This window comes from Streptomyces altiplanensis (assembly GCF_053591575.1).
The window spans coordinates 24,807-49,552 of record NZ_JBSFUB010000021.1 but is presented as its reverse complement, the minus strand read 5'-3'; the positions used below and the strand labels follow the sequence as shown (position 1 = coordinate 49,552).

The window sequence follows — 24,746 nt, the reverse complement described above, 5'->3', positions numbered from 1 at the left end:
TGACCACGGGGCCGAACATGAGCACAACGAACAACGACAACTCGCTGGAACTGATCAGGAAGATCAAGTCCCTGCCCGCCAAGCAGCAGCGCGCCCTGGTCGCGATGCTCAAGAAGCAGGGCGTCGACCTTTCCGCACTGGAGGCCATCCGTCCGTACCCCCGCACCGGGGACGGGCCGGTCCGGCTCTCCTTCGCGCAGCAGCGACTGTGGTTCCTGGCCAGGCTCGACGGGACCAGCGCGTACTACAACATCCCGATGGCCATGCGGCTGCGCGGGCCGCTCGACCGCCCGGCGCTGCTGCGCGCCCTGGAGACGATCGTCCAGCGGCACGAGGTCCTGCGCACCCGCTTCGTGGAGCGGGACGGAGTGCCCTACCAGGACATCGGTGACGGCAGCGACTTCATCGTCTCGCAGGAGGAACTCGCCGACCCCGCCGAACTCCCGTCGATCTGCGAGCGCGAGGCGGTGGAGCCGTTCGACCTCGCCCGCGAATCACTTATCCGGGTACGCCTGCTGCGCCGGTCCGAGCAGGAGCACGTCCTGCTCGTGACCATGCACCACAGCGTGTCCGACGGCTGGTCGCTCGGTGTCTTCTTCCGCGAGATGGTCACCCTCTACGAGGCGTTCTGCGCGGGTGCGGAGTCGCCGCTCGCGCCCCTGCCGATCCAGTACGCGGACTACGCGCACTGGCAGCGCCAGTGGCTGGTCGACGAGGTCCAGGCCCGCCAGGTGAGCTACTGGAAGCAGCAGCTGGACGGGATCGACCCCCAGGTGTCCCTGCCGACGGACCGGGCGCGTCCCGCCGTCAAGACGTACCAGGGCGCTCACGAGCGCTTCCATCTCCCGAAGGACCTGCTGACGCGGCTCAAGGCGCTCGGCGAACAGCACGACGTCACGCTCTACATGACACTGCTGTCGGTCTACGCTCTGCTGCTCCACCACTACGGCGAACAGACCGACATTCCCATCGGCACCCCCGTCGCCAACCGCAACCGCATCGAGTCCGAGGGCCTGATCGGCTTCTTCGCCAACACCCTGGTGATGCGTGCCGACCTGTCGGGCGACCCGACCTTCGCCCAGCTCCTCGGACGGGTGAAGGAGGTGGCCCTACAGGCGTACAGCCACCAGGACGTGCCGTTCGAGGCCGTGGTCGACGCGCTCCAGTTGGAGCGCAGCCTCAGCCACTCACCGGTCTTCCAGGTGGCGTTCGTCCTCCAGGAGGCACAGGCCGACAGTGAGGTACGCCTGGGTGACCTCGATGTCTCCCTCATCGAGTTCGACTTCGACATCACCAAGTTCGATGTGACGCTCGATCTGCGCGAGGCACCCGACGGACTGATCGGCGCCGTCGAGTACAACACCGACCTGTTCGACCGGGAGACCGTCCGGCGCTTCGTACGCCATTACACCGCCTTGCTCCATGCCGTCGTGGCCGAACCGCAGCAGCGGATCTCCCGGATCAGCACCCTCGATGAGGCCGAGCGGCATCAGGTCCTCGTCGAGTGGAATTCTGTTCCGGGTGTTGTTTCCGGCACGGGTTCCGGCACGGTTTCTGGTTCTGGTGTGGTGGGGCGTTGTGTTCATGAGTGGTTCGAGGAGGTTGTGGCGCGGTCTCCTGGTGCGGTGGCGTTGGAGTGTGAGGGTCGTTTTGTTTCGTATGGGGAGTTGAACGAGCGGGCGAATCGTCTGGCGCGGTATTTGCGTGGGCTGGGTGTGGGGCCGGATGTTCTGGTGGCTCTGTGTCTGCCGCGCAGTGAGTTGATTGTGGTGTGTGTTCTGGCGGTTTTGAAGGCGGGTGGTGCGTATGTGCCGTTGGATCCGTCGTCGCCGGTGGAGCGTGTGCGGTATCAGTTGGAGGACAGTGCGCCGTGTGTGGTGCTGACGGACGGTCCTTTGCCTGAGGGGTTTGGTGTTTCGTCGGTTCCGGTGGTGGATGTGCGGGGGGATGCGGGTCTGTGGGCGGGGCTTGATTCTTCTGATGTTGTGGTGCCGGGTGTGTCGTCGTCGTCTTTGGCGTATGTGATTTATACGTCGGGTTCGACGGGGGTGCCGAAGGGTGTGATGGTTGAGCATCGGAATGTGGCGCGGTTGTTCACTGCGACGGATGAGTGGTTCCGTTTTGGTGAGCGGGATGTGTGGGCGTTGTTCCATTCGTTCGCGTTTGATTTTTCGGTGTGGGAGATGTGGGGCGCTCTGTTGCACGGTGGGCGTCTGGTGGTGGTTCCGCAGGCGGTGACGCGTAGTCCTGGTGAGTTCTATGAGTTGTTGTGTGCGTCGGGTGTGACGGTGCTGAATCAGACGCCGAGTGCGTTTCGGCAGTTGATCGCGGCGCAGGGTGAGGATGCGGCGGCGCATCGGTTGCGTGTGGTGGTGTTCGGTGGTGAGGCGCTGGATGTGGCGTCGTTGCGGCCGTGGATGGGTCGTTCGGTGAACCGTGGTACCGAGCTGGTGAACATGTACGGGATCACTGAGACGACGGTGCATGTGACGTACCGGTTGTTGGGTGAGGGGGATGTGGAGCGGTCGGTGAGTCCGATCGGCCGGCGTATTCCTGATCTGCGGACGTATGTTCTGGATCGTTTCGGTCAGCCGGCTCCGGTCGGTGCTGTGGGTGAGCTGTATGTGGGTGGTGCGGGTGTCGCGCGGGGTTATCTGAATCGTCCGGAGCTGAGTGCGGAGCGTTTCCTGGATGATCCGTTCTGTGGTGTCGCGGGTGCGCGGATGTACCGGACGGGTGATCTGGCGCGGTGGTCCCCGGACGGCACGCTGGAGTATCTGGGCCGTAACGACGAGCAGGTCAAGATCCGTGGATTCCGCATCGAGCTCGGGGAGATCGAGGCGAAACTCACCGAACACCCCGCCGTACGCTCCTGCGCCGTGCTGGCCCGAGAGGACCAGCCCGGCGACAGGAAACTGGTGGCCTACGTCGTCCTGACCGACGCCCCCTCCGGCGGTGCCCCCTCCGCTGACGGACCGGGAACAGCCGACCACCGCGCCGAACTCGCCCGCCACCTGCGGCGGACGCTGCCCGACTACATGGTTCCCAGCGCCTTCGTGGCACTGGAGCGACTGCCGATCACCGCCAACGGCAAGCTCGACCGCAAGGCGCTGCCCGCTCCGGGGATCGACGCCTACGCCCAGCGCGATTACACGCCGCCCAGCACCCCCACCGAGCGGATTCTCAGCTCCGCCTGGGCGGAGCTGATGGACTTCGACGAGGGACGCGTCAGCGCCCACGACAACTTCTTCGCGTTGGGCGGGCACTCCCTGCTCATCACCGTCCTGATAGCTCGGCTCAAGGAACACGGGCTGGACGTCACCGTACGCAGCGTCTTCAACAGCCCCACGCTGGCCGACCTGGCAGCCGAGATCGACCGCGGGACGGCCGGCGGCCCCGCCTATCAGGTCCCGGACAACCTGGTGCCGCCCGACTGCGAGCGGATCACCCCGGAGATGCTGCCGTTGGTCCGGCTCGGCCAGGCCGAGATCGACTCCGTCGTGGAGAAGGTGCCCGGCGGCGCGCCCAACGTGCAGGACATCTACCCGCTCGTGCCGTCACAGGAGGGCATCCTCTTCCATCACCTGATGGATCCCGCGAACGACCCGTACGTCATCCCGATCCTGCTCGTCGCCCCTGACCAGCAGGTGTGCGACTCTTTCGTGGCCGCCCTCCAGGCGCTGATGGACCGCCACGACGTGATGCGCACCGCCGTGGTCACCGAGGGCCTGCCCGAACCTGTGCAGGTCGTGCTGCGCGACGTACGCCTGGAGGTCGAGCGGCTGAGTCTCGACCCGGACGAGGACGCCGAGCGGCAGGCCCGCGCCTGGCTGTCCCGGCCGGGCGCGATGAGCCTGGACCGGGCGCCGCTGCTGCGGCTCGCGGTGGCCGCCGACCGGCACTCCGCACAGCGCTACCTGCTGCTGAGCGTGCACCACCTCATCGAGGACGCGACGTCCCTGCGGCTCATCCTCGACGAGCTGACGGCCCACATGGCCGGCCGTCCGGAGCGGCTGGCCCCGCCCCCGGCCTACCGCGACTTCGTCGGCCACACCCTGCATCAGCTGGCCTCCAAGGACGCGGAGGCTTTCTTCCGTCAGGAGCTGGGCGACGTCACCGAGCCGACCACACCGTTCCAGCTGGTGGACGTGCACGGCGACGGCAGCCGGGTCCGCGACCTGCGCCGCTCGCTCCCGGCCGGACTGACACGCGACCTGCGCGAGCAGGCCCGGCGCCTGCGCATCAGCCCCGCCGGCCTCTTCCACGCCGCGTGGGCCCTGGTGACCGCGGCCACCAGCGGGCGCGACGACGTGGTGTTCGGCACCGTCCTGTCCGGGCGCCTCCAAGGTGTCCCCGGCGTCGAGCGGATGCTGGGCAACTTCATCAACACCCTGCCCCTGCGGGTACGGCTGCGCGACCGCAGCGTCCAGGAGCTGGTGTCCGACGTCGACGCCGGCCTGAAGGAACTGATCTCCTACGAGCAGAGCGCACTCACCCTGGCCCAGCAGTCCAGCGGTCTGGACAGCGACGCCACCCTGTTCAGTTCGATGATCAACTACCGGTACTTCGAGCCCCGTCAGGGCGACGGGGGCCCGGCCACCCTGGAGGACTTGGGCATCCGCTGGCTGGGATCCCTGGACCGCACCAACTACCCGGTCGGTGTGTCGGTCGACGACACCGGGACCGAACTCTCCCTGAACGCACAGGTCGACGCCACCCTCTCGCCGGACGCGGTACTGGGGTACGTGGAAGCCGCGCTGTTCGGGATCGTTGCCGCGCTGGCCGACGACGACGGGGCCGGCACCCGGGCGCTCGACATCGACGTCGTCCCGCCCGCGGAGCGCCACCGTCTGCTGACCGAGTGGAACGACACCGCCAAGCCCTACCCCGACGACCACTGCCTGTTCGAGCTCTTCGAGGAGCAGGTGCGGGAGCGGCCGGACGCCGTCGCCGTCGAGTACGGCGACCAGCGTCTGACCTACGCGCAGACCAATGCCCGCGCCAACCGCGTCGCCCATTACCTGCGAGAACAGGGCGTGGGCCCGGACATCCTGGTCGGCCTGTGCGCACAGCGCTCACCGGAGATGGTGATCGGGCTGCTCGGCATTCTCAAGGCGGGCGGCGCCTATGTCCCCATCGACCCGGGCTACCCCCAGGAACGCATACGCACCCTGGTCGCCGGCTCCGACGTGGGCATCGTGCTCAGCGAGTCGACCCAGCCGGCCTCACTCCTCGAAGGCACCGCGGACGGCGCCCGCCCCCAGGTCGTCCACCTGGACACCGGGGAACGCGCGGACGACCGCGCCCAGGTGCTCGCCGACCGGCCGGAGAGCGACCTGACCCGGGCGGAGCTGGGGCTCACCCCCGACCACCTTGCCTACGTCATCTTCACCTCGGGTTCCACCGGGCTCCCCAAGGGTGTTCTCGTGGAGCAGCGCGGCGTCGTCCGTCTGGTGCGCAACCCCGACTACTTCCCGACCACCTCCGCCACCGTCATGCTCCACCACTCGTCGATCTCGTTCGACGTGGGCTCGCAGGAGGTTCTCGGTCCGCTGCTGTCCGGCGGCCGGCTGGTCCTGCACGACGGCGACTCCAAGGACGTCGGCCATCTGCTCGACCGGGTGGAGCGCTCGGGCGTCACCATGATGGCCCTGTCGGCGGCCTTCCTCCCGGCCTTCGCGGAAGCCGCGCAGGGGCGGAGCCTGCCGCTGGAGTACCTGGGCGTGGGCGGCGAGGCGTTCTCCGCGAAGGACGTACTCCGGCTCCACCGGGCGCATCCCGGACTGACCGTCGTCAACGCCTACGGCCCCACCGAGAACAGCATCGCCTCCACCTGCCACGTCATCCCCCGGGACATCGCCGAGGACGCCGTCATCCCGATCGGCAGGCCCATCGCCCGGTCCACCGCGTACGTGCTCGACGAGGGCCTGCGGCCGGTGCCGTGCGGTGTCGTCGGGGAACTGTGCGTGGGCGGCCCCGGCGTGGCACGCGGCTATCTCGGCAACCCGGAACTCACCGGGCTCCGGTTCGTCACCGACCCCTTCGCCGACGAGCCCGGCGCCCGGCTGTACCGTACGGGCGACCTGGCCCGATGGCTGCCCGACGGCACCCTGGAGTTCATCGGCCGCGCCGACAACCAGGTGAAGGTGCGGGGCTTCCGCGTCGAGCTCGGCGAGATCGAGAACGCGCTGCTGTCCCACCCCTCCGTACGGAGCACCGTCGTCACCACCCAGGCCACGGGCGAGACCAAGAGGCTCGTCGCGTACGTACAGCCCACAGCGGAATGGCTCGACACCACCGCCCGGGACCAGAACGCCGAACGCCTCGAGCAGTGGCAGGAGCTCTTCGAGGACCAGTACTCCGGCCCGGCCGAGGACGACGCCACCGACGAGCCCAGCCTGATCGGCTGGAACAGCAGCTACACCGGGGAGCCCATCCCCGAGGCCGAGATGGGGGAGTGGATCGACGGCACGGTCCGGCAGATCGAAGCGTTCCGGCCCCGGCGCCTGCTGGAGGTCGGCTGCGGAACCGGGCTCCTCCTCTTCCGCTACGCCGAAGCCTGCGAAGCGGTGCACGCGTTCGACATCTCCGCCTCGGCCCTGGCCGGGGTCCGTCGCGGGGCCGACCGCCGCGGCTGGTCCCACATCACCCTCGGCCAGGGTGACGCCCGGTCCGTGACCGTGCCTCCGGGGACGGAGAAGTTCGACACCGTCGTCGTCAACTCCGTCGTGCAGTACTTCCCGAACCGGCTGTACCTGGAGGATGTGATCGAGCGCCTGCTTCCCCTCGTCGCGGACGGCGGCCGGATCATGATCGGGGACGTCAGGAACCTCGATCTGTTCTCCGCCCACGTCGGTGCCGTGGAACGCAGCCGGCTGCCCGTGCGCACCTCCGTCGGCACGCTTGCCCGACAGGTGCAGCGCCGCCGCCAGCAGGAGACCGAACTGCTGGTCAGCCCCAGCTACTTCGCCGGGCTCACCGACCGCTTCCCGCAGATCGGCTCCGTCGACCTCACGGTCAAACGCGGACTGGGCGACAACGAGATGCTCAGCTACCGCTACGACGTCGTCCTGACCAAGGGCGCCGCCGCGCCGCCCGAGGACCTGCCGTGGCTGACCGCCGCCACCCCCGATGAGCTGCGCACCCTCCTGGAGGACGGCGCGCACCGCCGCTTCGGTGTCACCGGACTGGTCAACCCGAAGGTCGCCGGCGACGTCCGCGTCAGCCAGGGCCTGACCCGCTGGCCCGCCCGGACGCAGGTGGAGCCCCTCGCCGGCGCCTCACGCCTCTCCGACGACGACGCCGCGCAGGTGCGGGAGCTCGAAGCCGTACTCCGGTACGCCGAGGAACTCGGTCACCACGTCGCGGTGACCTGGTCCCAGGAGCGGCTGGACGGCCTCGACGTGATCCTCGCCAAGGGGGAGCCGCCCCGTGCGCGGGCCCGTGGGGACTACCGCCGGTCGTACCTGGCGAACGTCCCGCAGATCGCCCGCACCGGCCAGGAGATGACCAGGACGCTCAAGGAGCACCTGTCCGGCAAAGTGCCCGAGTACATGGTGCCCAGCGTCTTCGTGGCACTCGAAGAGCTGCCCCTGACCCCCAACGGCAAGGTCGACAAGCAGGCGCTCCCCATGCCCGACGAGGCCGATGTGCGCAAGGAGGTGTACGTCGCACCGCGCAGCGCCACCGAGCTCCTCCTGTGCCGGCTGGTCCAGGACGTCCTCGGGCTGGAGCGCGTCGGTCTCCAGGACGGCTTCTTCGACCTGGGCGGTCACTCCCTCCTCGCCACCCGTCTCACCATCCGGGTGAAGCAGGGGACCGGCAAGGAGCTGCCGCTCCAGACGATCCTCTCCGGCGCCACCATCGGCGAGATGGCCGAGGTACTGGACGCCGCACCGGGCACCGCCCCGGCGCAGAACGTTCCGCTGCTGCCCGTCACCGACAGCGCCGAGGCGGTCCCGCTCTCGTTCCAGCAGAGCGAACTGTGGTTCCTCAACCCGCGCGAGCACCTGGGGTCGGCGTACGACAACGTGCAGATGGCCTACCGGATCATCGGCAGGCTGGACCGCCGGGCCTACGCGGGCGCGTTCGAGGCGCTCGTCGCCCGCCACGCGATCCTGCGCACCAGCTATGTGCGGTGCGGCGACTCCCTCACCCAGCGCGTGAACGACGTGTCCGGCTTCTCCGTGGCCTTCGAGGAGGTCGGCGGCGACAGCGCGGTCGCCGACCTGCTGCGGGCCGAGCGGGTGCGGCCGTTCGCCCCGGACGACCGGCACATGCTGCGCGTCCACATCCTGACCCTGTCGGAGTACGAGCACGTCGCCGTGGTGACCCGGCCGTGGGGCATCTTCGACGGCTGGTCGACCGGCATCTTCGTGGCCGAACTGAACGCCGCCTACCGGGCGCTGAGCCGGGGAGAGGAGCCGTCCCTGCCGGAACTGCCCGTGCAGTACCCCGACTTCGCCCACTGGCAGCACCGCGCCGTGGACGAGGCGGCCCGCGAGGGGCAGAAGGCGTACTGGCGCTCCCAGCTTGCTGCACTGCCGTCGTGCACGTCGCTGCGCACCGACTACCGGCGGCCTCCGGTGAAGTCGTACCAGGGGGCGTCGGTCGAGCTGAAGGTCCCCTCGGAGGTGCTCGGGCAGCTCCACCGCTTCAGCCAGGAGCAGGGCGGCACGCTCTACATGACGCTTCTGTCGGCGTACGCGGCGCTGCTCGGCGCGTACACACCGGACCGCGAACTCGCGATCGGCTCCCCGGTCACCAACCGGCCCCTGCCGGAGCTGGAGGGGCTCGTCGGCTACTTCATCAACGTACTGGTGATGCGGCTCGACGTGACCGCCGGCCAGGGCTTCGGCGAACTGCTGGGACAGACCAAGCGGGTCACGGCCGCAGCCCATGAGCACAAGGACGTTCCCTTCGCCGACCTGGTCCGGGAGCTCGCGCCGAAACCGGATCCCGCCCACTCCCCGCTGTTCCAGGTCATGTTCAACCTGGTGCCGGCGGCCGGACCCGCGCCGCGGGACGAGGAGGCCGGGCACCTGGCGTTCGTGCCGCTGCGGACCGACAGCGGGGTGGCGAAGTTCGACCTCAACCTCGTCGTCCGGGAGACGCCCGCGGGACTGCACGGGTACCTGGAGTACAGCACCGACCTGTTCGCCAGGAAGACGATTGAGGAAATGGCGGCCACCTATGAGAGGTTGCTGCTCAAGATCGTGGCGAACCCCGGGGCGAGCGTTTCGCAGCTGCGTGAAGCGGCGGCGGACGGCTCTCTCGGATAGGCCCCCACCCCACCCCTGTCTGCCGTATTTCACAGAATGATGGTGCGCACATGACCAAGGAAGAAACCTTTCCGCTGATCACCGAGGCGATTCGCGAGATCCTTCCCGAACTCGCGGACCACGCCTTCCAGGATTCCGATTCCCTGGAGGATCTCGGCGCGAACTCGATGGACCGCGCGGAGATAGTGATGACCGTGCTGGAGGAAATGGACCTGGAGATACCGTTGGTCGACACCTACGGTCCGCGGAATCTGGGCGAACTCGCCGAGCGGTTGAGCGAAATAGCAGCGGTCAGGGCCGGGTGACGTGAGGGACTCCGTCGGCAACACCGCCAGCGCAGACAGCGCAGACAGCATCGGCATCGCTGTTACCGCTGACCACACCGATACCGCCGACTTCGAACTCGTGGTCACCGGACTGGGCGTCACCACCGCCATCGGCCAGGGCAAGGACGCCTTCGCGCGGGGGCTGTTCGCCGGGAACCACGGGTTCGCGGTCATGGAGCGCCCCGGCCGGCAGCTCGGCACCCGGTTCGTGGGGGCCGAGATACCGAGGCCGGCGCCCACCACCCGGCTGGCCGCGCGGGACCTGCGTACCGTCTCCCTCACCGGGCAGGTCGCCCTGGCCACGCTCGAAGAGGCATGGACCGAGGCCCGGCTGGACGAGTTCGACCCCGAGCGGATCGGCCTCGTCATCGGAGGCAGCAACCTCCAGCAGCGGGAGCTGGTCCTGGCGCACGACCGGCACCGGGCCAAGCCGCGCTTCCTGCGGCCCAGCTACGGCATGTCCTTCCTGGACACCGACCTGTGCGGACTGTGCACCACCGCGTTCTCCGTCCGCGGTTTCGCCCACACCGTGGGCGGCGCCTCGGCGAGCGGCCAGCTCGCGATCATCGAGGCGGCGGAGGCGGTCGCCTCCGGCCGGGTCGACGTCTGCATCGCCGTGGGCGCGCTGGCGGACCTGTCGTACTGGGAGCTGCTGGGGCTGCAGTCGATGGGTGCCATGGCGTCCGAGGAGAGCGCGCACGACCCCGGTCTCGCCTGCCGGCCCTTCGACCGGCAACGGGCCGGCTTCGTCTTCGGCGAGGCGTGCGGCGCGCTGGTCATTGAGCGCCGGGGTGCCCGGCCGGGCCAGGAGGACACCCTCTACGCGCGGCTCAGCGGCTGGTCGGTGCAGCTGGACGGCAACCGCAACCCCAATCCCTCCCTGGACGGCGAGACCCGGGCGATCCGCCAGGCCCTCGACCGGGCCGGGCTGACCGCCGGCGCCATCGACTACGTCAACCCCCACGGCACCGCCTCCCACGTCGGAGACGAGACCGAGGTCGCGGCGCTGCGGGCCTGCGGCCTCACGCATGCCGCGGTCAACGCCACGAAGTCGATCACCGGTCACGGCCTGACGGCGGCCGGAGCCGTCGAGGCGGTCGCCGCGCTCCTCCAGATGAAGCACGGACGACTGCACCCGACCCGCAATCTCACCGACCCGATCGACGCGTCCCTGCGCTGGGTGCGCGACGAGGCAGTCGAGACCGAGGTGCGCCACTGCCTGAGCCTGAGCATGGGCTTCGGCGGCATCAACACCGCACTGTGCATGAGCACATGCGACGCATAGAGAGCAGATGAACGTAAGCCATGTCCCGCGTCGGTATCGAAGCGATGAACGTGTTCGGCGGCTCGGCCGTGCTCGACGTCATGCAGCTGGCGAAGCACCGGGAGCTCGACCTCCCGAGACTGAACAACCTGCTGATGAAGGAGAAGACCGTCGCGCTGCCCTTCGAGGACCCGGTGACCTTCGGCGCCAACGCGGCCAGGCCGATCCTCGACCGGATGAGCGCGGCGGAGAAGGACAGCATCGAGCTGCTGATCACCTGCACGGAGTCCGGCTTCGACTTCTCGAAGTCGGCCAGCACCTATCTGCACGACCAGCTCGGGCTGAGCCGCAACTGCCGGATGTTCGAGCTGAAGCAGGCGTGCTACGCCGGTACGGCCGGGCTCCAGATGGCCTGCAACTTCATCCTGTCGGGCACCTCGCCGGGCGCGAAGGCCCTGGTGATCGCGACGGACATCTCGCGCTACATCCTTGAGGACGGTGACGACGCGGCAGCGCAGGACTGGGCCTACGCGGAGCCGAGTGGCGGCGCGGGCGCGGTGGCCATGCTGATCAGCGACACCCCGCACGTCTTCCAGCTCGACGTCGGTGCCAGTGGCTACTACGGCTACGAGGTCATGGACACCTGCCGTCCGGCGCCGGACAGCGAGGCGGGCGACGTGGACCTGTCCCTGATGTCGTACCTGGACTGCTGCGAGAAGGCGTACCTGGCGTACGAGGGCAAGGTGCAGGGCGCCGACTACCGCGACTCCTTCCAGTACCTCGCCTTCCACACCCCTTTCGGAGGCATGGTCAAGGGCGCCCACCGCACGATGATGCGCAAGGTCGCCAAGGTCAAGGGCGCCGAGATCGCCGAGGACTTCGAACGGCGCGTCATGCCCGGTCTGGCCTACTGCCGGCGCGTCGGGAACATCATGGGCGCGACCGTCTTCCTTTCCCTGGCCGGCACCGTCTGCAACGGCCGCTTCGACACGCCCCAACGCCTCGGCCTGTTCTCGTACGGATCCGGCTGCTGCTCCGAGTTCTACAGCGGCGTCGTGACCCCCGACGGCGCGGCGCGGTTGAGGGAGATGGGCATCGAGGACCACCTGGACAGCCGCTACCAGCTGTCCCTCGACGAGTACGACGCGCTCCTCCGGGAGAGCGAGTTCGTCCGGGTCGGCACCCGCAACACCGTCGTGAACCAGGAGTACGTCCCCCGCACCCGGCGCGGCACGGGGCCGGCTCCGCGCCTCGTACTGAAGGCGATCAAGGAGTTCCACCGGGAGTACGCATGGATCGACTGAATTACTCCACCCTGCGGGTGCGCGAAGAGGGCAGTGTGCTGTTCGCGCGTATCCACCGGCCGGAGGCGGGCAATGCCATCAATGCCGACCTCGTGCACGAGCTGAACGACGTCTTCACCAGGGCATCGGCCTCCCCGGCCGTCACTGTCGTCGTCCTCGAAGGGCTGCCCGAGGTGTTCTGCTTCGGTGCGGATTTCCGTGCGATCAGCGACGCGGCGCGCCAGGGCCAGGACACGGCGTTCGACCCCGAGCACATGTTCGAGCTCTTCCGGCGGATGGCGTATGGGGACGTCTTCACCGTCGCCCACGTCCGGGGCAAGGCGAACGCGGGCGGAGTGGGCCTGGTGGCGGCGAGCGATGTGGTGATCGCCGACGAAAGCGCGTCGTTCAGCCTCTCCGAGCTGCTGTTCGGGCTGATACCGGCGGTCGTCCTCCCGTACCTGATCCGCCGGACCGGCTTCCAGCGCGCCCACTACCTTGCCGGTACGACCCAGACCATCGACGCCCGGCAGGCACACGAATGGGGGCTGGTCGACGCCCTCGGCGCGGACAGCCACGCGCTGGTGCGCCGTCATCTGCAACGCCTGGGCCGCCTCTCCAAGAAGGGCGTCGGACGCTACAAGGCGTACCTGCGGGAACTGTCCCCGATCTCCGAGCACACCAAGGGCGTCGCACTGGTCACCAACCGCGAGGTGTTCGCGGACCCCGACAACGTGCGGGCGATCCGGCGTTACGCGGAGCGTGGCGTCTTCCCCTGGGAGGACGCCGCCACGGCCGACCTGCCCGTCGCCTCTTCGGACACCACCGAGCTCCCCGCGCCCGCCCCGCAGCCGGGTTCTTCCTCCGGCGCGTCCACGGACCACGCGCACCGCCCCTCGCACGCCCCGGCGGGGCGGGACGAGCAGCCCGCCCCGCCCGGCCCGCGGACCCCACCGACCGAGGACACCGTGGAACCACAGCACCACCACCCCACCGAACGGTTCGCCGTCCCGCCCCAGGCTCTCGGAAACCCCCGATTCCGCGAGGCCCACGGCATCGACTACAACTACGCCGCGGGCGCGATGTACAAGGGCATCGCCTCGGTCGAACTCGTCACGGCCCTGGGCAACGCCGGAATGCTGGGCTTCTTCGGCACCGGCGGACTGGCCCCGGACGTCATCGACGACGCGATCACGCGGATCAAGCGGGACCTGCGCCCCGGCCGCGCCTACGGCATGAACCTGCTCAGCAATCCTCAGGAGCCCGAGCTGGAAATGCGTACCGTGGAGCTCTACCTGCGCCACGAGGTCCGCTCCGTCGAGGCATCGGCCTACGTCCGGCCGACCCTCCCGCTCGTGCGCTACCGGCTGGCGGGACTCGGCACGGACGGCGACGGCCGGATACGGCAGGACCACCACATCGTCGCGAAGGTGTCGCGCACCGAGGTCGCGGAGCGGTTCCTGCGCCCGGCGCCGGCGGAACTGGTCCGCCAACTGCTCGACCGTGGCCTGATCACCCCCGAGCAGGCGGAGCTGGGCGCACGCGTCCCGCTCGCCCAGGACCTCTGCGTGGAGGCCGACTCGGCAGGCCACACCGACGGCGGCAACGCGTATGTGCTGATGCCCGTCATGCGCGCCCTGCGCGACCGGGTGAGCCGCGAGGAGGCATACCCCCACGAGGCCGAGGTCCGCGTCGGGGCGGCCGGCGGCATCGGCTCCCCGGAGGCGGCGCTCGCGGCGTTCACCCTGGGCGCCGAGTTCATCGTGACCGGCTCCATCAACCAGTGCACGGTGGAGGCCGGCACCAGCGACGCCGTCAAGGACATCCTCCAGGACCTCGGCGCCCACGACACGGACTACGCTCCCGCCGGCGACATGTTCGAGGTCGGCGCCAGGGTGCAGGCGGTGAGGAAGGGGACCTTCTTCCCGGCCCGTGCCCAGAAGCTGTACGAGTTGTACCTGCGGCACGACGCGATCGAGGAGCTCGACGCCCGGACCCGGGCCACGCTGGAGGGCAAGTACTTCAAGCGCTCGATCGACGAGGTGTGGGAGGAGACCCGCGCCCATCTGGCCCGGCGCTTCCCGGACCGGCTGGCGGAGGCCGAGCGGAACCCCAAGCAGAGGATGGCGCTCGTCTTCCGCTGGTACTTCGTCCACTCCGCCAGGCTGGCCATGAGGGGCAGCACCACCCAGCGGGTCGACTACCAGATCCACTGCGGCCCCGCGATGGGCGCCTTCAACAGCTGGGTGAAGGGCACCGACCTGGAACCATGGCGCAGCCGCAGAGCCGACGTCATCGCGGAGCGACTGCTGCGGGAGACCGCCGCATTGCTCGGACGGCGTCTCGGCGAGTACGCCGCACACGGCACACACGCCGTCCCCGCCCTCCACGGCGAACCAGTAATCCCCGCGACAACGGCTGAGTGATCACATGAAATCGGTGTACGTATTCCCCGGGCAGGGCTCGCAGCGCAAGGGCATGGGGGAGGGGCTGTTCGAGAAGTTCCCCGACCTGGTGGCGCAGGCGGACGACATCCTCGGCTACTCGCTCCGGGAACTGTGCCTCCACGACCCCGACCGGGTGCTGGGCAGGACGGAGTACACCCAGCCCGCCCTCTACGCGGTCAGCGCTCTCCAGTACCTGGACCGCGTCGCCTCCGGCGAGGAACTGCCGGCCGTCGTGGCCGGACACAGCCTGGGGGAGTACTGCGCCCTGTTCGCCGCCGGTGCCTTCGACTTCGCCACCGGGCTGGACCTGGTGCGCAAGCGCGGCGAGTTGATGAGCCGGGCTCCCAAGGGCGCGATGGCCGCCGTGGTGAACCTGGACCAGGAGCGGGTGGCCGAAATCCTGGCCGGTCTGCCCTACCGCGGCATCGACATCGCCAACATCAACTCGCGTCAGCAGTGCATCCTCTCCGGCGTCTACGACGAAGTCCTCGCACCCGAGGTCCGCGCCGCCTACACGGAGGCCGGGGCCGCCTTCATCCCGCTCAACGTGAGCGCCGCCTTCCACTCGCGCTGCATGACCGAGGTGCAGGACGAGTTCGCCCGCTACCTCTCCGGTTTCCGGCTCGGTGCGCTCACGATTCCCGTGGTCGCCAACCTCACGGCCCGGCCGTACCCCACCACCGGTTACGCGGACCTGCTCGTCCAGCAGATATCGAGCCCCGTCAAGTGGTACGAGTCGGTCTCCTGGCTGATGGGCGAGGGCCACCGGGACTTCCACGAGATCGGCCCGGGCAACGTATTGACCAAGCTCACCGACAAGATCCGCCAGGAGCCCCTTCCGTTCGACGAGACCCCGCCCGCCTCGCGCCGGACGGGGCAGCGGCCCGAAGTCGTCTTCATGTACGGGGGACAGGGCACCCAGTACCACCGGATGGGGCAGCAGCTGTACGACGCGCATCCGGTGTTCCGGGACGCCATGGACCGGTGCAGCGCGCTGTACGAGGCGGCCAACGGCACCTCACTGGTGGCCGCGATCCACGACACCTCCCGACGGGGACAGGGCTTCGACGACATCCTGCAGACCCACGCCGCCCTCTACAGCATCGGATGGAGCCTGACCGAGGCACTGCGTGACGAGGGCTTCCACCCCGACGCGGTGCTCGGCCACAGCTTGGGCGAGTACATCGCCGCGACCGTCGCCGGGGCAATGTCCTTCGAGGACGGCCTGGACCTCGTCATGAAGCAGGCCCACCTGCTGAAGTCGCGCTGCCGCCCCGGCGGGATGCTCAGCGTCCTCGCCCCGCCGGACCTCTACCAGCGGCGACGTGACCTGTTCGGCGGCCTGTCACTCGCGGGCGTCAACTACACGGGGGAGGCCACGGGCAACTTCGTCGTCAGCGGCGAGAGCGAGCGGATCGCCGAGGCGCGCACCGCGCTGGACGAGGAGCGGGTGATCGCCGTCGCACTGCCCGTCCGGTACGCGTTCCACTCCGGTCTCCTCGAGGACGTCCGCCAGGAGTGCCGCGGCCTCGGTCGGGCCGTGCCGGTCGGCCGGCCGCAGCTGCCGGTCTACTCCTGCGCCTACGCGGGGCAGCTGGGGAGCGACTCGCTGGAGAACTGGGACACCTATGTCTGGGACGTGATCCGTGGCCGGGTGCGCTTCGACGAGCTGATGGCCACCTCGTTCCGCGCCCCACGCCACCATTACTTCGTGGACCTCAGCGCCAGCGGCTCCTTCGTCAACTTCCTGAAGCACGGCTACGGACCCGAACACCGGGGGGTGTTCGCGATCAACCAGTTCGGGAACAACACCGCGTCGATGGCCAAGCTGCGCGAAGGACTGCTCTCCGTCGTCCGGGAGGGCGCCCCCGCCCCGGTGTGAGACGGCACCGCGAAAGGGCCCACCGGACGACCCGGTGGGCCCTTTCGCGGTATCCGCTCGGGGGCCGGACTCAGCCGGCCGTCACCGGCAGCGAGGCCGGACCGCGCACGTTGATACGGCCGTTCCACGTCACCTCGCCGTCGAGGGCCAGCTTCGGGAACCGCCGCAGCATCCGCTCGAAGGTGATGCTCGCCTCCAGCCGCGCCAGCGAAGCCCCCAGGCAGTGGTGTGAACCGGAACCGAACGAGACGTGCCCCCGGGCCCCCTCCCGGTCCAGACGCAGGGTGTCCGCGTCCGGACCCCAGTACATCTCGTCCCGGTTCGCCGAGGCCAGACCCGCGATCACGAAGGAACCGGCCGGGATCTCGACCCCGCTGAGCACGGTGGGCTCGACGGTGATGCGCCGGCTCGACTGGAGCGGGCTGTCGTAACGGAGCAGCTCGTCGATCGCGTTCGTCATCAAGGAGGCGTCCGAGCGCAGCGCGGCGAGCTGGTCGGGGTGGCGCAGCAGGGCCAGCGTGCCGCCGGCGAGCAGATTCACGGTCGTCTCGTGACCCGCGATGTAGAGCAGCAGGATCTGGGCGACCAGTTCGTCGTCGCTGAGCGCGTCGCCGTCCTCCTCCGCCTCGATCAGAGCCGTCATCAGGTCGTCGGAGGGATTGCGGCGCTTCCAGGCGATCATCTCGGCGGTGATCCCGGCGAGTTCCTCGTCCGCCGCCTCGATCGCCTGCATCAGGGCCGGGTCCGCGACCGGTTCGAGGGAGCGGACCATCGTGCCGCTCAGCTCGCGGATCCGCGCATGGTCGGTGGACGGCGCGCCCAGCATTTCCGCGATTACGGTGAACGGCAACGGAGAGGCGAGTGCGGGAACCAGGTCCGCCCGGCCCGCGTCGGCGACGCGGTCCAGCATCTCGTCGACGAGTTCACCGATGCGCGGCGCGAGGGCCTGGATCGACTTCGGCGTGAAGGCCTTCTGCACCAGCTTGCGCAGCCGCGTGTGGTCCGGCGCGTCCCGGTCGATCATCGAGAAGCCGTCGATGAGGGGGGTCTTGCGCGACTCGTCCTTCTGCCGCAGGTTGACCATCGCACCCGAGGTGACGTTGCGCAGCTCGACCGACGCACCGGAACGCAGGAGCGCCGAGACGTCCTCGTACCGGGTGATGACCCAGAACCCCATCGGGTGGGCGTAGACCGGAGCGGTCTCCCGCAGCAGGGCGTACTGCGGATAGGGATTGTCGGTGAATCCCTCGGCAAATGGATTGAACAGTGGTATCTGTTCGCTCGGGAGAGCGTCCCCGGGCATCTCTGCTCCTCGTTTGTCGCATGAAGTGCATCAGTTGACGCCGAGACAGACTAATGCGCCACGTGGTCCGGCCGTATCCGGGGCGGCAGACGCACCCGGTCACGGCCGCGTGTGGTGGCCGGGCGGGGGACGAGGAATGTTCTCCGGGGACGCGGGGCCCGGCCCGGTGCACGAAGGAGACCGGCCTCCCGACGAAGCCGTGCCGGCGGTCCGGGCTTTACGCGGTCCAGTGCCCGGGCCGCTGGAGCGCCGCCGGGATCCTGGTCGCCAAGTCGCCCCGGGCGGCGTTGAGCTGCGGCTGCGTGAGGAACAGAGCTCCCGTCAGGTCCGCCCCGCACAGGTTCGCGTCCCGCAGGTCCGCACCGATGAGGTCCGCCTCACGCAGGTCCGCGCCGGACAGGTCGGCGGCGATCAGGTAGGCGCCGCGCATACTGGCGCCGCGCAACTTGGCGTTCCGCATGCGCTTGCCCATGAGGTCGGCGCCCCGGTGGTCCTTCTTGCGGCCGGGCACTTCGGCGCGGGCAAGCTCGCTGGCCCGCAGCAGCAGCGCGTTCACTTCCCCGCGCAGCGCCATCACGTCGACGGCGAGCAGCGACTCGGCCGTGTCCCGGGTCATCGCGTCGATCCGGTCGTAGGCGCGACGCAGATCGCGGCGGACGGGCCGGGCGGCCGGAAGGTCCATGGCCTCGGCGATGTACCGCAGCAGCTCGTGCAGGTGCCGCATGACCGGGAAGACCTCGTACATCGTGCGGGCCGATGCCGGCTCCTCGCGCCAGCTGCGGCCCTCGAAAGTCACCTGAGAGACTTTCTGCCCGGCCCCGAAGCAGTCGAAGACCGTGCAGCCGTTGTAACCGCTGTCCCGCAGTCGCTCGTGGATGCCGCAGCGAAAGTCCTGCTTGAGGTTGCTGCACGGGGTGCCGGCGGCCTTGTTCGCGGCGAAGTCCGCCGAGCGAGCGAAAGGCAGCGCCACGCAGCACAGGCCGAAGCAGTTCCCGCAGTCGGCCTGCAGGTCGGGGTTGGCGGCGTTCGGGGTGTGCTGGGACAAGACGGTTGCTCTCCTGGTGAGGCGGGGCGGTGGACCACTACGGAACCCCCTGCGATGTCCGGCCCTGCGCGCGGGGGAAGGCAGCCTCCTATCCTATCCGGTCCCGTGCGCCGCTACCACTTGCCTCCCGTCCGCCCGCGCCCGCCTCCGGAGGGCACGGCGGTCGCGCCCTCCGGCCTGCGCCTCCGCTCGGACGGGGGCGGGGCCCGGGACCTCGGGGCGAGCGGTGCGGACGAGGACGGTGGGCCGGGAGTCACGCCTCGACAGCGCGTCCCGCCCCGACAGGATGCTCCTGCCGCATCCGCGCCCCGGGGACAGCGGGACGCAGGCTCGCTGTGGCGCGCAGAGAGCCGGTCTGCTGGGGTCTCTGCGCTCTCGAGTTGCTCACGTATCCACCTCAGTTCCGTCATCGCCTCGTCGAACGACTGTTTTCACCACGCGTGACTCCCTCGTTACTCCTGGCGGATGGCCGCCCGTATCGCTCTGGGTGCTTCGGGGGACACGGTCTTTTCCGGCCGTTCCGAAACGGCGTAATCCGGAAGATGGCCCTTGTTCTCTCGGAGGCACTCGTACGGACCACGCACGCGAAACGTACGCAATTCGTACTCGAAATGTACGTTTCGTGGGGTAGGGTGTTGGTCAGGAGGTGCTCCATGTCCGAGTTGTTCGACGCGGTCGACGCACTGCTCGCGTCCCGCGCCACGCTGCCGCCGCCGGCGGAGCGCAAGCGGCTGCGTGCCGCGCACGGTCTGACGATCGACGAGGTGGCCACCGCGCTGAAGGTGCGGCGGGCCACGGTGTCCGGCTGGGAGGCCGGAAAGACCGAGCCCCGCCCGCCGGAGCGCGACGCCTACGCCCGGCTGCTGGACAAGCTCGCGGAGCTCTACCCCGCCCCGGCCGACGCGGACGCACCCGTCCAGGACGCTGCGGTGCCGGCCGCATTCACCGCCGCACCCGCACCCGCACCCGCACCCGCTCCGGCGGAAGCGCAGCCGCTGGCCACAGGCCCGGCGCCCGACGCTGCGGACATGACTGCAACCGGGCACCCCCAGACCCCTGCCCCTGCTCCCGTCGCCGCTGCCCCGGCGTCCGCGCCGCGTCCGGTGCGCACCACCAGGCCGATGTCGTCGGTGTCGCGCCGTCCGGGGGCGAAGAAGGCGACCCAGGCCGCGCCCCCGGCGAGCGAGACGGACCCGCGGTTCGAGAACGGTCCGCTGGCGGTCGTCGACGTCGACGCTGCCGGGCAGGTACTGGCGTACTGCACCGGCGGCCTGGTCCTGGACGTACCCGCCAAGTCCATCCCGGCCCTGGTGGACTGGACCCTCACGGAGGCGAAGCTGGGCGCGCCGAAGCTGTCCGGGCCGGGCAAGGACGTCGATCCTCTGATCGTTCTCACCGAGGCGGCGTGCAAGCGTTACGGCCTGCCGGTCCACCTCACCGACGAAGAGCGCCTGTCGGGGCGGCTGCCGGAGGGCCACAAGGTCATCAAGCAGCTGGTCCGTGCGGAGTGGAAGCTGACCAAGCGCGGTTTCGGACCGTGGGCGCGGATCTACCGCCCCGCGACCGGTTCGCAGCGGGCCTGCGTGCAGCTGTGCATCCCGTCCTGGAACGCGCTGGACACCCGCCACTGGGGCAGCGCCGGGCAGTTGGCTGCGGCGGAACTCGCCCGGGTGCTGGGCACGTACGCGTCGCGGGTGATGACCCCGCGCGGTTCCACCGCCGTGACCGGCCTGGAGCTGATGACCGCCCTGCACCCCCCGACCCGCGCCTCCGAGCCGGACGCCGACGGCCGGCGACACTCCGAGCACAACCCGACATCTTTGGGGAAGGACCCGGTGGACTGTGCGCCGTGTGAGGCACCGGACGGCCACCCGCTGCTCAAGGACCTGCCGCGCTTCCACGTCCGCGGCCCCGGAGAGAAGCTGTTCGAGGAGGCGTACGACTGGGCACGGCCGCTCACCGACGCCGAATGCATGCGCCGCAACCTCGTGGGCCTGGACGTGAACATGGCCTTCGCCGCCGGAGCGAACGGCCTGGTCGTCGGCCTCGGAGCGCCCACGCACGTCAAGGCGCCGGTGTTCGACCCGAAGCTGCCGGGCTCGTGGCTGGTGGACCTGTCCCACGTCGACCTGTCCCGGGTGAAGGCCGGCAAGGACAAGTGGGCGGAGCTGGACGCGAGTCTGCTGCCCAGCCCGTTCACCCCGAAGGGCGAACGACCCGAGGGCCCGGCCTGGTACGCGACCCCCACCGTCGCCTACGCGGTGGAGCTCGGGTACGACGTCGCGCCGATCGAGGCGTACGTCCGCTACGAGAACGGCCGCTACCTGGACGGCTGGTACCAGCGGTTGCGGGATGCCTACCTCGCCACCATGGCCGACCTCGGCGTCGACGCCGACCTGTCGCCGGCCGGCTTCCTCGCCGCGATGGACGGCTACCGCGACCGCGACCCGCAGCTGGCGATCGTCGTCTCGGCGGTCAAGGCGACGGTCAAGGGCGGCCTGGGCAAGCTGCGCGAGCGGCCCCGGGGCGAGGGCTGGCGGCCGGGCGAGCCGTGGCGTGCCCTGTCCCGCCCCACCTGGCGGCCCGACATCCGCGCGGCGGTCATCGCCCGCACCCGCATCAACCTGCACCGCAAGATCGTCAAGCACGCGGCGTTCACCGGCCAGTACCCGGTCGCGATCCTCTCCGACTGCGTCGTCTACGCGGCCGACGGCACCAGCCCGCTGGACTTCCTGCCCTACCGCGACGGCAAGCCGCTGCCCGGTGGCTTCAAGCTCGGCGTCAACCCGGGCCTGGTCAAGCACGAGGGCACCCAGAGCGTGCTGTGGGGCGAGGGAGTGCGTGAGCAGTTCAACGCCCCGGAGCTCAACCTCGCCCGGTACATCAAGGACGGCGCCGTCACCGACATCGACAACGGAGAGTAGGAGAAGGCCACGATGAGCACGTTCGGGGACGGCCTGGAGAAGGCGGTGCACAAGGCGTTCACCCGCCCGGCGCCCAAGAGCGCGGGCGCGCAGATGCGGTATCTGGTCAGGCAGATGAAGGGCACCAGGGCGGTCGCCCAGATGCTGCGCATCTCCCAGCGCACCGTCGAGCGGTACGTGAAGGACCAGATCAAAAAGCCCCGCCCGGACCTCGCCGCACGGCTGGAGGGCGAGGTGAAGAAGCGGTGGCAGCCGCAGATCCGGGCCAAGGCCAAGGCGAAGGCGGCGACCACCGGCGGCATCGTCATCGACACCCGCGCCCGCCTCGGCTACGTCGCACCGATCGGGTCGACGGACGAGGACCGGATCCGGCACCTGACCGTCGCCCTGCCCCCGCAGTACGCCGCCCGTCTCTTCGAGGCCCAGGAGGCCGGCGCCGGCGACGCACAACTCCAGGAGATCGCCGCCGAAGCCCTCAAGGAGACCTACTTCCAGGACGGCGGCCGCCGCGCCGGATCCCTGGAAGAAGTCCGCTTCACCGACATCGAGCACCTCGAGTTCGACCTGTGACAACCGCACCCCGAACAGCCCGCCGGCCCGAATGCGACTGAGCGCGATAGTTGGCCCTTGAGCAAGCTAGTTGGCCCGCTAGGCAGCGCGTGGATCATCCTGATCTCGCTTGCGGCGACGGGGGCCCGCCGGCTGTGAGGGCACGCCGATGCCACGAGCGGGTGTGGGCTGCCGAGCTGGAAGATCATGCGCCTTCGTAGGACCGGCGGACGTTACGGAGGTCCCCGGCCTGCAGGTCCTCATCACGGATCCAGAAGGAGACATTGACGATCTCGCCCCAGGCGGTCCCGGCCCCCGCCTCCACCTGCAGCAGCGGCCGATGCTCCTTCGGCTGCGGGGTGTCACTGCTGTCGCACCAGCCAAGCAAGCGGTGTCGTGGAACCGGCAAGAGGGTGGACAGGACCTGGTCCAGGCTGATCAAGGCAATGACGTCTCCTCCGACTGCCTGATTCGCCTCAGTAGTTGTCCAGCCCGGCAATGAGGGCAACGCACTGGCCTCCAGCGGCAGGACCGGCAGTGCGGGGGCCCGGTGCCCTCCTGAGCTCGCCCGTCATACCGAGCCGCGACATGCATGTAGAGCGGAATGGCCCGGCCCAGGTCGCCCGCCGACGCGTAAGCGGTGGCGAGGTTGTTGCGGGCGGTCAGGGTGCGGGGATGGTCCTCGCCCAGGAGCCGTACATGGCCGGTGCATGCGCGGTGGAGGTGTTCTGCAGCGCGGGGTGATCAGACCCTGCTCGCGAAGGAAGCCTCCGGCCTTGAGGAGAAGGTTCGCGGTGGTCTCGGTGTCGAAGTGGGCGGGAGCGTGTTCGGCAAGGGCATCGAGGTGGGGCACCAAAGTCAGGTACTGCGGCCATGTCCGGGAGGAGGCACGGTCCTTCGGGACTGCCGTTTTGAGGCAGGCAGCGGCATGGTCGCGTGCCCGGTCGATGCCGGCTGTCTGCCGTTGGGGGCGTACCAGGCCAGGATGCGCAGGATCTCGCCCGCGAGGGGGTGTCGGTGAGCCGGTCGAGGGTGATGCGCCAGATCCGGGCGACGGTGCGGGCGGTGTCACTTCCTTCGGCGGCGTCGGCGAACAGGTCCGCCGGTGACTCGGCGAGCATCCGCAGGCAGGTGCGGGGTGAGGTGGCGGTCTCGGCGCAGTAGGAAGCGGCCTGCTCCACGGCCAGCGGCAGGTGGCCGAGTTCCGCACAGAGCTCGGTGGCGCCGTCGATGGCGCCGGGGCGGATGGGGTTCAGGATGCGGGTGAACAGGTCGAGGGCCTCGCCTTCGGCCAGGACCTCCAGGCGCAGGGTGGTGGCGGTGGCGTGCCAGCCGGTGGCGCGGTGGGTGGTGATCAGGAACCGGCCCCTCCCGGCGCGGTCGAGGAGGGGACGGATGCGATCGAGGTGGCCGACGTTGTCCAAAACGATCAGCCAGCCCTCGTGGGCGGCCGGCCACTGCAGCGCCCGCTCCACGAGGAACTCTTCGGGCAGCCCGGTCAGGGCGGGCTGCAGGTCGACCACCTTCGCGGCGACCGCGATCCCCGGCCGGTCCGGCTGTGGTGGTCGGCCATCGATGCCACCGCCGGGGACGTCGACCGGCTCCGGCAGGCCTTCCTGCGCAGATTCGACCTGGAACACACCTTCAGGATGTTCCAGCAGACGCTGGGCTGGCCGACTCCCGAACTCCGCGAGCCGGCCGCCGGATCGAGTCCTGCACACTCGCTGCGGTGACCATGACCGCCAGGAGGAGTCCGACGGTGTCGATGACGATACTCCGCTTGCGTCCGACGATCTTCTTGCCCGCGTCGATGCCCTGTGCGGAGGTGGGGACGTCAGTGGAGGTCTTGATGCTCTGGGAGTCGATGACACACGCGGTCGGTTCCTCCTCCCGGCCTTCCTGCTTGCGGACCTGACGGCGGAGGAGGGTGTTGAGCTGGTCGAAGACATCTTCGGCCTGCCGACGGGCGAAGTAGGCGCAGACGGTGTTCCAGTGCGGGCAGTCGTGCGGCAGGTGGTGCCATGGGATGCCGGTCCGGTTCACGTAGAGGACCGCGTCCAGCAGGCTCCGCAGGTCGTGATCCGGTGGCCGGCCGATGTCCAGGCCTCGGCCGCGGCGCTCGGCCCGCCACGCGGTCAGCACCGGCTCGGCCAACTCCCAACGGGCATCAGACAGATCATAGGGATATCGACGACGTTCAGGCATGATTTCGGGCTACTCACCCACGCCCCGGCAGGCCCGGGCGCAGACACCGGCGCTCGAAGCGCACGGCGCACAACCCGGCGCCATGGGATGAAACAGGACCAGACGCACCAAGACACCCCTGCAAAGGCCTCTCCTGCACCACGCGCCTCACCAGGCCCGGCAGTCACGACAAGGCCGAAGCTAATACCACCACAAACGATCTCAATAGAGGGCTAAGCGCCCTCTGGGATGCTATCT

At 69.5% G+C, this 24,746-nt stretch carries 12 protein-coding genes and 2 pseudogenes; 9 read left to right on the top strand and 5 right to left on the bottom strand.

Annotation, left to right across the window (positions count from 1 at the left end):
• The first annotated feature begins 17 nt into the window (after window positions 1-17).
• Genes ACWD0Y_RS13060 through fabD form a run of 6 tightly spaced genes read left to right on the top strand, consistent with a single transcriptional unit; the run spans window position 18 to window position 16,483 of the window.
• Window positions 18-9,281: an amino acid adenylation domain-containing protein gene (locus ACWD0Y_RS13060; protein WP_450260417.1), complete on the top strand. Its 9,264-nt coding sequence runs from the start codon at window positions 18-20 to the stop codon at window positions 9,279-9,281.
• Window positions 9,282-9,331: 50 nt separating this feature from the next.
• Window positions 9,332-9,586 carry an acyl carrier protein gene (locus ACWD0Y_RS13055; protein ID WP_450260416.1) on the top strand — a complete coding sequence of 85 codons (255 nt, stop codon included), beginning with the start codon at window positions 9,332-9,334 and terminating at the stop codon, window positions 9,584-9,586.
• A gap of 1 nt (window position 9,587) precedes the next feature.
• The gene (locus ACWD0Y_RS13050; protein WP_450260415.1) at window positions 9,588-10,892 is read left to right on the top strand and encodes a beta-ketoacyl synthase N-terminal-like domain-containing protein; all 1,305 of its coding nucleotides are present in this window, start codon (window positions 9,588-9,590) and stop codon (window positions 10,890-10,892) included.
• Window positions 10,893-10,912: 20 nt separating this feature from the next.
• Window positions 10,913-12,175 (top strand): hydroxymethylglutaryl-CoA synthase family protein, encoded by a 1,263-nt coding sequence (locus tag ACWD0Y_RS13045; protein WP_450260414.1) that lies wholly within the window; start codon window positions 10,913-10,915, stop codon window positions 12,173-12,175.
• Window positions 12,163-14,580, top strand: a complete 2,418-nt coding sequence (locus ACWD0Y_RS13040; protein WP_450260413.1) for an enoyl-CoA hydratase/isomerase — start codon at window positions 12,163-12,165, stop codon at window positions 14,578-14,580. Before ACWD0Y_RS13045 ends, ACWD0Y_RS13040 begins: the two co-directional genes overlap by 13 nt.
• A 13-nt stretch (window positions 14,581-14,593) precedes the next feature.
• Window positions 14,594-16,483, top strand: a complete 1,890-nt coding sequence (gene fabD, locus ACWD0Y_RS13035; protein ID WP_450260412.1) for an ACP S-malonyltransferase — start codon at window positions 14,594-14,596, stop codon at window positions 16,481-16,483.
• Window positions 16,484-16,553: 70 nt separating this feature from the next.
• Here fabD and ACWD0Y_RS13030 read toward each other — a convergent pair whose 3' ends face one another.
• Window positions 16,554-17,786 (bottom strand): cytochrome P450, encoded by a 1,233-nt coding sequence (locus ACWD0Y_RS13030; RefSeq protein WP_450260411.1) that lies wholly within the window; start codon window positions 17,784-17,786, stop codon window positions 16,554-16,556.
• A 217-nt stretch (window positions 17,787-18,003) separates the two neighbouring features.
• On the bottom strand, window positions 18,004-18,831 hold the full coding sequence (locus tag ACWD0Y_RS13025; RefSeq protein ID WP_450260410.1) for a pentapeptide repeat-containing protein: 828 nt from the start codon (window positions 18,829-18,831) through the stop codon (window positions 18,004-18,006).
• A 653-nt stretch (window positions 18,832-19,484) separates the two neighbouring features.
• Between ACWD0Y_RS13025 and tap the strand changes: the two genes are divergently transcribed.
• Entirely contained in the window at window positions 19,485-21,755 is a 2,271-nt protein-coding gene (gene tap / locus ACWD0Y_RS13020; RefSeq protein ID WP_450260409.1) for a telomere-associated protein Tap, read from the top strand.
• Window positions 21,756-21,767: 12 nt separating this feature from the next.
• Window positions 21,768-22,325 (top strand): telomere-protecting terminal protein Tpg, encoded by a 558-nt coding sequence (gene tpg / locus ACWD0Y_RS13015; protein WP_450260408.1) that lies wholly within the window; start codon window positions 21,768-21,770, stop codon window positions 22,323-22,325.
• A 184-nt stretch (window positions 22,326-22,509) separates the two neighbouring features.
• On the opposite strand, the gene ACWD0Y_RS13010 is transcribed toward tpg, so the two are convergent.
• On the bottom strand, window positions 22,510-22,746 hold the full coding sequence (locus ACWD0Y_RS13010) for a hypothetical protein (RefSeq protein WP_450260407.1): 237 nt from the start codon (window positions 22,744-22,746) through the stop codon (window positions 22,510-22,512).
• A complete protein-coding gene (locus tag ACWD0Y_RS13005) occupies window positions 22,743-22,994 on the bottom strand; it encodes a hypothetical protein (RefSeq protein ID WP_450260423.1) in 252 nt (83 codons plus the stop codon). Before ACWD0Y_RS13005 ends, ACWD0Y_RS13010 begins: the two co-directional genes overlap by 4 nt.
• 818 nt (window positions 22,995-23,812) lie before the next feature.
• Here ACWD0Y_RS13005 and ACWD0Y_RS13000 point away from each other — a divergent pair.
• Window positions 23,813-24,007: pseudogene (locus ACWD0Y_RS13000) on the top strand (NF041680 family putative transposase); the annotation flags it as partial.
• A gap of 4 nt (window positions 24,008-24,011) precedes the next feature.
• Here the strand turns inward: ACWD0Y_RS13000 and ACWD0Y_RS12995 are convergent.
• Window positions 24,012-24,509: pseudogene (locus tag ACWD0Y_RS12995) on the bottom strand (transposase); the annotation flags it as partial.
• Between the last annotated feature and the right edge of the window lie 237 nt (window positions 24,510-24,746).